We start from the raw sequence: 12162 nt of genomic DNA on the forward strand, positions 1-12162 counted from the left end.
TATATTCGTTAGCATTTTTTTAAAGGAATACCGATATATTTCTTGAATAGGTAATGATAGATACATAGTAGGAGGAATGAAAGAATGTCTGATTTATTTACGCTTTTAGAATCATATTTTCCAGAAATGGTTTCCACTCGGAGATACCTACACGAGCATCCAGAGCTTTCATTTAAAGAATACGAAACTGCCAAATTCATTCAAAACTTTTATAAGCAATTAGGTATTACATATCAATCAAATGTTGGCGGAAATGGCGTAGTTGCTACAATTCATGGTCGAAACCCTGGAAAAACAATCGCATTAAGAGCTGACTTTGATGCTTTACCAATCCAGGATGAAAAAAACGTACCTTATGCCTCTAAAGTTCCTGGGGTAATGCACGCGTGTGGTCATGACGGGCATACTGCGACATTATTGTACTTAGCAAAGGCATTAAATGAAATAAAAGAACATTGGAATGGAAAAATCGTGTTGATTCATCAACATGCTGAAGAATATGCACCTGGTGGAGCAGTCTCAATGATTGCCGATGGTTGTCTAAATGGAGTAGATGAAATATATGGAACTCATTTATGGGCAATTGAAGAATTGGGTACAATTGGTTACCGAAGTGGGCCTATAATGGCAGCGGCGGATCGTTTTTCAATAACAATCCAAGGTCAAGGAGGTCATGGAGCTGAACCTCACCGCACAAAAGATAGCATAGTTATTGCAAGTCAATTAGTTATGGCACTTCAGCAAATCGTAAGCCGTGAAACAAATCCAATTGACACAGCTGTATTATCTATCGGAAGTTTCGAAGCTAAAAATGCTTTTAATGTGATTGCAGATCGCGCAACTTTAATTGGAACAGTGAGAACATTTAAGAAAGAAACGCAAGTAAAAGTAAAAGAGCAAATGGATCGAATTATTAAAGGGATTTGTTTTGCAAATGACGTAACTTATGAATTTACATACGATGATGGCTATCCACCTGTCGTAAACCATGAAAAAGAAACAGAGTTATTAGTTCAAGTCGCTGCTTCTATTGATGAAGTTAAACACGTTAAAGAGATGGATCCAAAAATGGGCGGAGAAGACTTTGCATATTATCTTCAAAAAGTCCCTGGTACCTTCTTTTTTACTGGGGCAAAATCTCCAAAAACTGTAGAAGTTTACCCACATCATCACCCAAAATTCGATTTTGACGAAAAAGCAATGTTAATTGCTGCAAAAACGCTTGGATCAGTATCATTAAAGTCGTTAATGAGTTCACATAAATTAGTTGAACAAAAATAAGAAAAAAGGAGAACTTTATTTAATAAGTTCTCCTTTCTTCTTTATATGTCTTAATCTATACGCGTTTTTCGCTGTTTCACCTAATTGTTCAAGAAGCTGATAATTCACATACGCTCCTACAGGCGCACCTATAACAGGAACTAATTGTAGTAACTTCGCTAAATCAATGTGATCTCTATATTCTTGTTGTAATTTTTCCCAATTAATTTGTGGATTTTGATCTAGTTGATCTTCCCAATTTTCAATCACATGTAAAGTCTTTTTTCGATGTTCATCGCTCGAAAAGGCTAACTGAAAGATATACAACATAAATTGGCGTTCAATTTCATCTTTTGGTGCATATCCATAAATTTTTGCAGCTTCTACCAAAAAACGAATTTTAATTCCCATTAATAATGGAAAATCAGCAAGTCCTAATAAGATACCTCCAGCACCAGTTCCTGCTCCTTCTACTGCAGAAATTTTCTTATATTCATTCAATTTTTTATCTAAAATATCATCACGTTCTCTTAAAGTTAAAGCATCATACTCTTCACTTCCACCACTAAAAACTGATGATCCTCCGATAAATAAAGTCATCATATTTTTAATTGATTGAGTTAGTAATTCTTGAATTTGCTCTGGAAGTAACGATTGTATTTTTAATTGAATTTTCTTAGCAGATGTTTTAAATACGTTTGAATCAGTTAATATTTTTTGCTTCCATCTTGATAACTCGTATTGAATTCGTAGTTCATAAGAATCCATTTGGTTCACCCTTTACATTTTTTGTGATTGGCTCAACCTTTTTGAAACATAAAATTTTATAAACCAAACTAAAAATACCATATAGATGCCGAACAGCAGAAGAACATTTAATGCTGACATGCCCTTAAATAGTACAATTACACTAAAAACTACACTACATATTATCAGTAGTATATACAAAAGAGTTGAAATGGATTTTTTATTTTCTTCATTTGTGTAAGGATAAATTTTCCATAATAAATGATAATTATACTGTTTTAATATCGCCATATTTTGAATACCGATCATATACAAGAAAAGGACGCCAATTATTAATTTACCAATTACAGTAGGCACCAAGTAAACAACAAATGCACCAACAAATAATTGTCTAATAAACATGCTTAAGTAGTTCCCATTTCTAATAAATGTTCTTACTAATAAATAATCAGCTGCATTTTTCGTTTTAATTTTCTTTAAAATTGGATCAGCCCATCTACGTCGTCTTACTTGTTGCTGAATTGAAGGAACGTCGGTAAACAAATTCGCGAAACGGTAAAAACTCGCTAAGCGAGAAGTGTCAAGTTTAACATTTCTTTCCCACTGTACCCTCTTATTCTGACTTATTGTTTGAATTAAAATTGCATAAACTGCTAAACAAATAATCGGAATACATACAATGAAATTGTTCCATTTACTTAATAAAGCATAAATAAAGAAAAATGAACCAATGGATCTAACACCATAATCTAGACCTCGATTTAATATCCCTTTATTGGAAGTATGTAAAAATGATACAAATAAATGGTATGCCTTTAATAAGAAAATAATGATAATGAACACAATAAAGCTTGTTGTTTCCCCTAACATAAACTTCTTATAAATTGGATAAATCACACCCAAAAACATTAAAAGCAAATAAGCTTGCACTAAAAAAGTTATGAAAGAAGATCTAACAAAGTATCCTTTCATTCTTTTTTCTAAAGGTAATAAATAATATAAGTCTGGCCCTTTAAAATATGTAGTAATTTGCCCAGAAGTCACTAGCAAAGCAAAAACAATTGAAATAAATAATACAGCTGGAAAGTCTAGAGAGAGTGTTTTCAATAGTTGCTGATAGTAATATGCTCCCCCACCAAATCCAAAAACAAGAACAAATTTAATATGATCATTTAAGATATATCGTCCATACTTACTAATTTCTTTAAGATAGCTTTTATATCTACTCGACCATAATTGCTTAACCGATCTCATATTGTTTTTTCCTTTGTAGCAAAAATATAAATTTCATCCAAAGACGCATTTGGCAAATTATATTGTTTTTGTAGCTCACTTAAAGTACCTTTTGCAATGATCACACCTTCATGCAATATTATGAAGGAATCACAATAGATTTGTGCGGTTGATAATATGTGTGTTGACATTAAAATACCGGCACCTTTTTCTTTTTCGACTTTTAGAATCTCTAAAAGATCATTTATTGCGATTGGATCTAACCCAAGAAATGGTTCATCAATTATGTATAACTGTGGTTGTACGATTAATGAGCAAATAATCATAACCTTTTGTTTCATCCCTTTTGAAAAGGTGGATGGAAAGTAATTTCTTTTTTCATAAAGACGAAATGTTTTCAACAATTCTTCACTTCGTTGCTTAAAATCTTTTTCAGAAATGTTATAAGCAAGAGCTGTCATTTCTAAATGTTCTTGTAATGTAAGCTCATCATAAATCATCGGTGTTTCCGGAACATAAGATAGGCTTGAACGGTAAACAGTCGGGTCAGCATCAAAATTACTTCCGTTAATAAGGATTTCTCCTTTTAATGGTTTTAATAGTCCTAAAATATGTTTAATTGTTGTACTTTTACCTGCTCCATTTAGCCCTATTAAGCCTACGAGCTGATGTTTTTCTATCGTAAATGAAACATCTTTAATAACAGGCTGTCTTGTATAACCGCCTGATACATCTTGTACATGTAATAAAGTCATTATCTACAAATCCTTTCGAAAGTACTTTACAGTTTTATTGTAACAAATATTAACTTTAACTTCCTTAATATCATATTTATCTTCCTCCAAAAAAAAATCCTGCTTTTTTTGAATACTATTTCTGCTAAAGGGTATTATAATTCTTGAAGGGAAAGAAACACTCTCTTTTCCGGTTTTTAACCACTTTGAGATGAGGTGTTTGTTAAAGAGTCAAATCAAGTTTGCGTTCAAACCATTGTTAGATAACTGTTTAAAGTGAAATGAGGTATCTCCGAAAGATAAAAACATCGTTGTATAAACAGCAGTGAAAAAATCTAAGGGGATGGTGCGCTTGAACAATATCATTAAACACAAAGGTCATTAGTATACCAACTCGTAAATGAGGTGTCTCGAGCAGAGCATATATTTATTAATATAAGGTGTACAAATTAATTGAACATTATAGCAAATGAGGTGTCAGTTAAAGACAATTTAACTAAAGCAATTTAACAAATTACATCTTTCTCCTTCAGCAAGAAGCAACTATTAGTTGCTTCTTGTTTTATTGTCTGTTATCTGTAAAAATGGTGATTTTATGTTAAAATAGGAAAAAAATGTAAAGGATGACTATTTACGATGGTACATGATTCTAATTGTATATTTTGTAAAATTGCAGAAGGTTCAATCCCATCTTCAAAAGTTTATGAAGATGAGAATATTATGGCTTTTCTAGACTTAAGCCAGGTTACAAAAGGGCACACTTTGGTTATTCCAAAGGAACACGTAGTTAATATTTTCTCAATGAGTGAAGAAACTGCATCTACATACTTTAGTAAAGTTCCTCTTATTGCAAACGCAATAAAAAAAGCATTTGATGTTGATGGTGTAAATATATTAAATAACAGTGGAGAAGTTTCTGGTCAAACTGTATTTCATTATCATATGCATATTTTACCACGATATGGAAAAAACGATGGATTTGATGTGAAATGGCAGACCAATTCAGAAAAATACACAAACGAACTACTTCAAGAGATTGCAAAAACTATCGAAAATAATATTATTAAACAATAATAAATAACGAGTAGTACCAAATAAAAAAACAGGAGATTCTAGATCTCCTGTTTTTTTATTTTCCATTTCATGGATATTGAATATTTTCTTTTATTTTCACTATATTTTCAAGATAACATAGTATATATTTACTATATAACTATTTATTAAAATATTTTATGATTCCTTAAATCAGATCGACACAACATTATACAAACATATCTTTTTTAACTTGTAACATTCTATTATAATATAAAATTGTAGAATTTTATCAACTACTTTGTGAAAATTTTTAAAAATTCTAACTAAAAGTTCTTTATTTATTCAGATATTATTGGCATAATAATAAATAGATAGTTAAATAGAAAAGAAGGTGAATTGATGAAAACTGAACAAAAGATGTACACAATGAAAGAAGCTTTGATTTTTAGTCAAAGAATTGCCCAAATTTCGAAAGCATTATGGAAGTCAGTTGAAAAGGACTGGCAGCAATGGATTAAACCCTATGATTTAAATATCAATGAACATCATATTTTAATGATCGCCTTCCATTTAAAGGGTGCCTCAATTTCTGAAATTGCTAAATTTGGTGTAATGCACGTATCTACAGCTTTTAATTTCTCTAAAAAGCTAGAAGAACGTGGTCTATTAGTATTTTCTAAAAAAGTTGAAGATAAGCGAAATACTTATATTGAGTTAACTGAAAAAGGCAAAAACATGTTATTAGATATATTAGAAGAATTCGATCCAGAAACAAATTCAGTATTCCAAGGTACTCTGCCATTAAAAGAATTTTATGGTAAATTCCCTGAGAATATGGAAATCATGGCTATTTTAAGAAATATCTATGGTAAAGATTTCATCGATATTTTTGAAACAACTTTAGATAATATCGATAAAGAGTTCATCGAAGAAGACAATCGTCTGATTAAGAAACCTTAAATCACGAATCGTTTTCATTCTTTTTTCTTTGAAAGCGTATCCTTTCTAAATACGAGCAACAAACTTAACATTTTAAGGATTTGACAATTGCTCAACCAAAAAGAAGCGGGTCAAAGATTTCATATCCTCCGCTTTTTGTTTTTAGCCCACTTTGTTCAACGATTCACAATAATTCCCCTCTTACAAAACTTCATATTTATTCTTTTCTTACTAACCCATTTCTTTCTTCTATGTATTTCCTTCTAATTTCTAAAAAACTCAACCGAAAGCATTTAGCTTTCGGTTGAATATTTGTCTTATTTACATATTATATGCAAGCTGCTCCAACGATTATTAATAAGATGAACAGTACGACGATTAAAGCAAAACCACCACCATGAAATCCTGTGCCCATCATATACACCTCCTTTAGCTACATACCTTATCTTATGCGTGTATCATAAAACGGTCTGGGCAACTGTCCTAATCCTATCCTAATTTCAAAGATAGTCATCTACTTATAGACAAGAACACCCTATGATAATTAATAAGATAAATAAAACGACGATTAATACAAAGCCATGTGATGAACTAGCTCCCATTTTTCCAACCTCCTAAAAGTAACTCTATATAATATATAAACAAAAGTTACAAATGACTGTGCGAATGTCACGATTGGCAGGCTGTTTTTTAAACAAATGCCTATTTTTTTTTGAAGACAATCATAAACAAGCTACTTTTTAATAAAATTTTTTATAAAATACGTGCCAATTTCTTCTTTTTTGGGATAAACTTTGTCACATTGAAGGAAAATATGATATATTAAGTGAAGTTATTTCCAGTTATTAGAAAGTTAGAAATGTATTGGAAAACAGTTATACATACTTTGCTAGGTAATTTTTCTTTTACGAAGAAATAAAGTCTAAATATTTATTAGGAGTTGTTTAAATGAAAAAGTTAATCGTATCTGCAGTTTTAGCTACATCGGTATTTGGACTAGCAGCTTGTGGATCATCTAGTATTGGTGATGACGTAGTTGCTAAAACAAATTCAGGAAACATTACAACAGAAGACTTATATAATAAAATGAAAGATACAGCTGGCTTAGCAATGCTAAAACAAATGGCTATTGAAAATTATCTACGTAAAAACTTTAAAGTAAGCGATAAAGAAGTAGATAAAAAGTTCAATGAGTATAAAACACAAAACGGTGATCAGTTTGAAGCATTCTTAACTCAATATGGCTTTAAAGATGAAAAAGCTTTTAAAGAGCGAGTAGAGATTGATTTATTAACTGAAAAAGCTGCTCAAGAAAGTGTTACTAAAAAGGAAATTGAAAATTACAAACCAGAAATTAAAGCAAGCCATATCTTAGTAAAAGATGAAGCTACTGCTAAAAAAGTGAAAAAAGAATTAGATGCTGGTGGAGATTTCGCGGCACTTGCAAAAAAATATTCTACTGACACTGGTTCAAAAGATAAAGGTGGAGACTTAGGCTACTTTGGCGAAGGTGCAATGGTACCTGAATTTGAGGAAGCTGCATATAACTTAAAAGTTGGCGAAATTAGTGAACCAGTAAAATCACAATTTGGCTACCACATTATTAAAGTAATTGATAAAAAAGAAGTAAACGAAAAAGAAGCTCGTGAAAAACTTGCTGCTTCTAAATTAACACAAGAAAACTTCTCAGCGTTTTCAGACTCTCTACTTAAAAAAGCAGATTTCAAAGTAGAAGATAAAGACTTAGAAAAACAAGAAAAGAAATAATTAATAAAAAAACTGCCTAATTTGAATTAGGCAGTTTTTTATTAATTTGAAGAAACCTCAGAGCTAATTAATAATTGCTCTCTTCTTTCTCTTTCTTCTTTAATTCTTTGCAAATATATTTCTCCCTCTTTTTCAATGAAAGCTTCATCTGCATCTCTATCTTGTTTTGAAGTATACAACACCATAAACCCACTCACAAATATTCCTAAAATGACAATATACATCCAGAATGGCAATAATAACATAATTTTTTATCCTCCTTAGTAGACAAGCATTTGCTTCATTATATGGTCACTTCAGAGAAAGTATGATTATTTTAGTATTTTGTTTTCTAGAAATCTGTTTATATAGTTTATTTCAAATTCAGTATTAACACTCTCAATTGGGAGAGATCTGACCAGCTAAAGCGAATTGATTACACAAAAAAGTCACAGTTCTTACGTTCTGAACTGTGACTTTTTTGTCACGGAAAAGCTCTACCTTTACGTACTCTTTTCACCAATGATTAAAACTTAGGTTTGTAGAAACTACGATTTTCAAGTGGGAATATACGTTCAGTATATTCACCTGGCTCTACACGTTCAAGAGCTCGATCTAACATGTTCATTTTCGCATCAATATTATCTATATAATGTAAGATTTCTGCCTCTTTAATTAATGGTAGTTTAGGGCTTCCATACTCATATTTACCATGATGACTTAAAACTAGATGTTGAAGAACAGTGATTTCTTCCCCTTCTATTCCAAGTTCTATAGATGCATTTCCAATTTCAATTGCCATTAATGAAATATGTCCAAGTAAGTTTCCTTCTACAGTATATTTTGTTGATACAGGACCAGATAACTCACGAACTTTTCCTAAATCATGTAAAATAATACCTGCATATAATAAATCCTTATTAATTGAAGGATATAAATTCGCAATTGATTCGCCTAATTTCAACATACAGTACACGTGATATGCTAAACCGGATACAAACTCGTGATGATTTTTTGTAGCTGCTGGAAACTCAAGAAAATCGTCTTCATTTTTTAATACTAAGTATTCGGTAATTTTTTTAAGTTTTTCATTTTCCATATTATTAATATAAGAAGTAATCTTTTCATACAACTCATTTTTCGCTACTGGAGCTCTTGCAAAAAAATCTTCAGGATTTACTTCATCAGAATCCTTCGCAGGACGAATTTGACGTAATTTTAGTTGAAGCTTTCCTCTATAATCATGAAGCTCCCCTTCAACCTTTACAACAGCACCTTCTACATACGCTTCTTCTTGTTCTGAAGAAATATCCCAAAGTTTCGCTTCAATATCTCCACTTTGATCCTGTAATGTCAAAGATAAAAATGATTTTTGATTACTTGCTACACCTTTTGTAACAGCCTTTAAAAATAAAAACGTCACAAAGCGTTCGCCAACTTCATATTCATATACTTTTTTATCCATCATGTACCTCCAACAAGTCTATTTTTCTTCTAGTTCAAAAAGCCTCTACAACATCTATAAAATAGTAAACATAAATGAAGAAAAATATTTCAATTCCCCAACAAATAAAACAATTACGTATTATGTATTTGTTATATCACGTAAACTATTATACGTTAAAATACTCTCTTATCCCAACAATGTTGGTACAAAAAATAAGACATAATGTAACAAATGGTTAAGATATTCGCTAAAATTGAATTTACAACTTTCTAATTATTCAAATTATTACTTTACACTTCTTTTCTTTTTATGCCAAAATAAGAATTATAGAGAATTTCAAGGAGGAAAAATCATGGCACTCTATCGTATTACTGCATTTGAGAAAAGTGGAGAATCTATTGTAGACGAACAATTTGAAGCTAGCTCTGACTTAGAAGCGAAAAAAATCGGAGAAGAAAAACTTGTTATACTCGGTGCACTTGATAAAACTCACCGATGCATCAATCCAACTGGAAAACTACTTTTATTTCATCCATAAAAAAGCTGCGAACAATTTTTCGCAGCTTTTTTTATGTGAACGTATTATCTGTCGGGGCTGAGCGAACGCCTTCCGCTTTTCTTATTTCCCAATAAATTCCGGTTTTCTTTTTTGTAGGAATGCTTGCACGCCTTCTTTGTGGTCTGCAGTTTTTCTCATTAGTCCTTGTCCATTTTTTTCCGCTGCTAATACTTTAGTTAGTTTTTCTAGGTTATTTTCGTTGAATATCTTTTTTGTTTGGATCATGGCACTTACTGGTTTTTGTAGGATTCCATTTACGCGATTTTTGATTTCTTGTTCGAAATCACCTGCAATAACTGCATCAATTAATCCAATTTCAAGCGCGTTTGTTGCATTTAGTTTTTGTCCATCCCATATTAGTTGTTTTGCTTTTGATTCACCTATTCTTTTTTCAAGGAAATAGTGTGCACCACCATCAGGGATTAGTCCGATTCCGATAAAATTCATTGCTAATACGCCAGATTCGTGGGCTAATACATAGTCACTTGCTAACGCTAGGCTTAAACCAATTCCCGCTGCTGGTCCGTGAATTGCACTGATTACAATTTTTGGTAGCGTATACAATTTTATAACTAGTTCTGAAATTAAATCCATTACAGGTGCAAATGCAGATTCGTCAGTGTTACTTAACATTGATTTTAAATCCCCACCTGATGAGAAACCTTTGCCATTTCCACAAAGGACAACTACATCTACTTCAGATTGATTGATTTCATCTAAAGCATCTCTAAACTGTCTAAATGTTTCTTCGTTCATTGCATTTAGTACTTCAGGTCGATTAAAAACAATTGTTGCTACACGACCTTCTTTTTTTAATAAAATGTGATCTGTTGTATTAGAAATTGTCATAAAAAAATCCCCTTTATATTTATGTTTATTTTAAACATTAAACATTGAAAGGGGAAATTCCTTTATTTTATTGAATTGTCATTCACTTTTTTGAAAATAACTCATCTAAAATTTTAATTTTAGCGTTTGTATAATGTTCATAACCATCATTATACGATTTTGGATCCTTCGCGTTTGCAAATCGAGTAATTTGACGTGTACCTGGATGAACAAACTTACTCGATGCACCACAGCCTAATCCGATAATTGTTTGTTCTTCTTCCATTATTAAAATATTGTATAAGCTTTCTTGACCATCTACAGCATATCCAATGTTCTCAAGATTACCTAATATATTTTTCTGACGATATAAGTAATATGGATGATAGTTATGATTTTCGGTCCAAACCGTAGCTTCATTCATCATTTGCTGTACTTCTTCACGTTCAGCAACTTTGTATTTTTGCTTGTTTTGAGTCATTTCTGATGCTCTTTTAAATGATAATGTATGAACAGTTAAAGATTCAGGCATCAATTTCTCAGTCTCATCTAAAGTGTGTTGAAATTCTTTTAATCCTTCGCCAGGTAAACCAATAATTAAATCCATATTGATATTGTTCATACCCATTTCTCTCGCTAAATGGAATTTCGTGATTGTTTCATCAACAGTGTGGTGTCTGCCTATTGCTTTTAATGTTTCTTGATGATAAGACTGTGGATTAATACTAATTCGGTCAATATTCCACTTATTTAATACATCTAGTTTTTCAGGTGTAATTGTATCTGGTCTTCCAGCTTCAACAGTGATTTCACGTACATTTTTCATGTTCGGAAAAGATTCATGCATTTTAGCATAAAGCAAATCCATTTCTTCGGCTGTAATACTCGTTGGCGTACCTCCACCATAATAGATCGTCGTAATATTAATGCCACGTTCTTTTAGAAATTCACCGACTTTTTCCATCTCATAATGTAAGCCATATAAGAATGAATCAACCGCACCTTGTTTACCTTGAATTGCATAAGCAGGGAAAGTACAGTAAGCACATTTCGTAGGACAATATGGAATTCCAATGTAAATACTAACTTCATTTTCAAGGTTATATAGGTCAGGTATGACTTTAAGTTGACGGTCGACAATTGACTGCATCAATTGAATTTTCTCTTCATGGATTAAATAATCATTTCGTAATTCATGATGAGCCATTTCTTTCGTCATGCCGTTCTTTAATTTTGTATGAAGAAGTTTTGTCGGTCTAATCCCAGTCAAAATTCCCCATTTTTGCTCTATTTTAGTATAGTCTTGTAGCAATGTTAAAAAGACGAAATTAACGGCTTTCTTTTTAAATTTAAAAGATTCTTTTTCATCTTTTCCTTCTACATAAGTAGTATCAGCATGAATATCCTTTCCTAATTCACCTGATACCTCTTTGTTTTGCTCATTTAAATAAAACTGTATTTCTAAATCTGCATCTTCTATTTCTTCTAAAGAAACATTGCAATCTTCAAAGAATAATTGAGATAGTAATTCTAATGGTCTTTGGAAACGCTGATCGTCTAATCCTTTAATATATATTTTCATGTTTTATCACCTTTGTAAATTTATCACTTAAGTATAAAATTAAAGACAATAC

The 12162-nt window shown here is 31.5% G+C and carries 14 protein-coding genes; 5 read left to right on the top strand and 9 right to left on the bottom strand.

Features of this window, described 5'->3' with window-relative positions; all coding sequences use genetic code 11:
• The first annotated feature begins 84 nt into the window (after positions 1-84).
• On the top strand, positions 85-1281 hold the full coding sequence (locus tag ACX6U0_RS06675; RefSeq protein WP_464959180.1) for a M20 family metallopeptidase: 1197 nt from the start codon (positions 85-87) through the stop codon (positions 1279-1281).
• A 15-nt stretch (positions 1282-1296) separates the two neighbouring features.
• On the opposite strand, the gene ACX6U0_RS06680 is transcribed toward ACX6U0_RS06675, so the two are convergent.
• From ACX6U0_RS06680 to ACX6U0_RS06690, 3 genes are read right to left on the bottom strand one after another with little or no spacing between them, the layout of a single operon-like run.
• Positions 1297-2028, bottom strand: coding sequence for an EcsC family protein (locus ACX6U0_RS06680; RefSeq protein ID WP_464959181.1), 732 nt, complete (start codon positions 2026-2028; stop codon positions 1297-1299).
• A 12-nt stretch (positions 2029-2040) separates the two neighbouring features.
• Entirely contained in the window at positions 2041-3261 is a 1221-nt protein-coding gene (locus ACX6U0_RS06685; RefSeq protein ID WP_464959182.1) for an ABC transporter permease, read from the bottom strand.
• Positions 3258-3995 (bottom strand): ABC transporter ATP-binding protein, encoded by a 738-nt coding sequence (locus ACX6U0_RS06690; protein ID WP_464959183.1) that lies wholly within the window; start codon positions 3993-3995, stop codon positions 3258-3260. Before ACX6U0_RS06690 ends, ACX6U0_RS06685 begins: the two co-directional genes overlap by 4 nt.
• 615 nt (positions 3996-4610) lie before the next feature.
• On the opposite strand from ACX6U0_RS06690, the gene ACX6U0_RS06695 reads away from it, so the two are divergent.
• Positions 4611-5048 carry an HIT family protein gene (locus ACX6U0_RS06695; protein WP_464959184.1) on the top strand — a complete coding sequence of 146 codons (438 nt, stop codon included), beginning with the start codon at positions 4611-4613 and terminating at the stop codon, positions 5046-5048.
• A gap of 360 nt (positions 5049-5408) precedes the next feature.
• The gene (locus ACX6U0_RS06700; protein WP_087999915.1) at positions 5409-5969 is read left to right on the top strand and encodes an HTH-type transcriptional regulator Hpr; all 561 of its coding nucleotides are present in this window, start codon (positions 5409-5411) and stop codon (positions 5967-5969) included.
• Between the two features lie 307 nt (positions 5970-6276).
• Here ACX6U0_RS06700 and ACX6U0_RS06705 read toward each other — a convergent pair whose 3' ends face one another.
• Positions 6277-6363, bottom strand: a complete 87-nt coding sequence (locus ACX6U0_RS06705) for a YjcZ family sporulation protein (RefSeq protein ID WP_464959561.1) — start codon at positions 6361-6363, stop codon at positions 6277-6279.
• Between the two features lie 103 nt (positions 6364-6466).
• A complete protein-coding gene (locus tag ACX6U0_RS06710; protein WP_464959562.1) occupies positions 6467-6550 on the bottom strand; it encodes a YjcZ family sporulation protein in 84 nt (27 codons plus the stop codon).
• Positions 6551-6896: 346 nt separating this feature from the next.
• Here ACX6U0_RS06710 and ACX6U0_RS06715 point away from each other — a divergent pair, with 346 nt between their 5' ends.
• Positions 6897-7715 carry a peptidylprolyl isomerase gene (locus ACX6U0_RS06715; protein WP_464959185.1) on the top strand — a complete coding sequence of 273 codons (819 nt, stop codon included), beginning with the start codon at positions 6897-6899 and terminating at the stop codon, positions 7713-7715.
• 41 nt (positions 7716-7756) lie between these two features.
• Here the strand turns inward: ACX6U0_RS06715 and ACX6U0_RS06720 are convergent, their stop codons facing one another.
• Together ACX6U0_RS06720 and yhaM are read right to left on the bottom strand one after the other, a co-directional pair.
• Entirely contained in the window at positions 7757-7960 is a 204-nt protein-coding gene (locus ACX6U0_RS06720; protein WP_087999911.1) for a sporulation YhaL family protein, read from the bottom strand.
• A gap of 260 nt (positions 7961-8220) precedes the next feature.
• A complete protein-coding gene (gene yhaM, locus ACX6U0_RS06725) occupies positions 8221-9159 on the bottom strand; it encodes a 3'-5' exoribonuclease YhaM (RefSeq protein WP_464959186.1) in 939 nt (312 codons plus the stop codon).
• A 334-nt stretch (positions 9160-9493) separates the two neighbouring features.
• On the opposite strand from yhaM, the gene ACX6U0_RS06730 reads away from it, so the two are divergent.
• Positions 9494-9679: a YhzD family protein gene (locus ACX6U0_RS06730; protein WP_464959187.1), complete on the top strand. Its 186-nt coding sequence runs from the start codon at positions 9494-9496 to the stop codon at positions 9677-9679.
• Positions 9680-9760: 81 nt separating this feature from the next.
• Here ACX6U0_RS06730 and ACX6U0_RS06735 read toward each other — a convergent pair whose 3' ends face one another.
• Entirely contained in the window at positions 9761-10549 is a 789-nt protein-coding gene (locus ACX6U0_RS06735) for an enoyl-CoA hydratase (protein ID WP_464959188.1), read from the bottom strand.
• Positions 10550-10631: 82 nt separating this feature from the next.
• Positions 10632-12110: a coproporphyrinogen III oxidase gene (locus ACX6U0_RS06740; protein WP_464959189.1), complete on the bottom strand. Its 1479-nt coding sequence runs from the start codon at positions 12108-12110 to the stop codon at positions 10632-10634.
• Between the last annotated feature and the right edge of the window lie 52 nt (positions 12111-12162).

The organism is Gottfriedia sp. ABJ_BB2_2, assembly GCF_055484705.1.

Coding starts and splice junctions, on each gene's coding strand:
- ACX6U0_RS06675 (WP_464959180.1), top strand. CDS start 85: ATGTCTGATTTATTTACGCTTTTAGAATCATATTTTCCAGAAATGGTT.
- ACX6U0_RS06680 (WP_464959181.1), bottom strand. CDS start 2,028: ATGGATTCTTATGAACTACGAATTCAATACGAGTTATCAAGATGGAAG.
- ACX6U0_RS06685 (WP_464959182.1), bottom strand. CDS start 3,261: ATGAGATCGGTTAAGCAATTATGGTCGAGTAGATATAAAAGCTATCTT.
- ACX6U0_RS06690 (WP_464959183.1), bottom strand. CDS start 3,995: ATGACTTTATTACATGTACAAGATGTATCAGGCGGTTATACAAGACAG.
- ACX6U0_RS06695 (WP_464959184.1), top strand. CDS start 4,611: ATGGTACATGATTCTAATTGTATATTTTGTAAAATTGCAGAAGGTTCA.
- ACX6U0_RS06700 (WP_087999915.1), top strand. CDS start 5,409: ATGAAAACTGAACAAAAGATGTACACAATGAAAGAAGCTTTGATTTTT.
- ACX6U0_RS06705 (WP_464959561.1), bottom strand. CDS start 6,363: ATGGGCACAGGATTTCATGGTGGTGGTTTTGCTTTAATCGTCGTACTG.
- ACX6U0_RS06710 (WP_464959562.1), bottom strand. CDS start 6,550: ATGGGAGCTAGTTCATCACATGGCTTTGTATTAATCGTCGTTTTATTT.
- ACX6U0_RS06715 (WP_464959185.1), top strand. CDS start 6,897: ATGAAAAAGTTAATCGTATCTGCAGTTTTAGCTACATCGGTATTTGGA.
- ACX6U0_RS06720 (WP_087999911.1), bottom strand. CDS start 7,960: ATGTTATTATTGCCATTCTGGATGTATATTGTCATTTTAGGAATATTT.
- yhaM (WP_464959186.1), bottom strand. CDS start 9,159: ATGGATAAAAAAGTATATGAATATGAAGTTGGCGAACGCTTTGTGACG.
- ACX6U0_RS06730 (WP_464959187.1), top strand. CDS start 9,494: ATGGCACTCTATCGTATTACTGCATTTGAGAAAAGTGGAGAATCTATT.
- ACX6U0_RS06735 (WP_464959188.1), bottom strand. CDS start 10,549: ATGACAATTTCTAATACAACAGATCACATTTTATTAAAAAAAGAAGGT.
- ACX6U0_RS06740 (WP_464959189.1), bottom strand. CDS start 12,110: ATGAAAATATATATTAAAGGATTAGACGATCAGCGTTTCCAAAGACCA.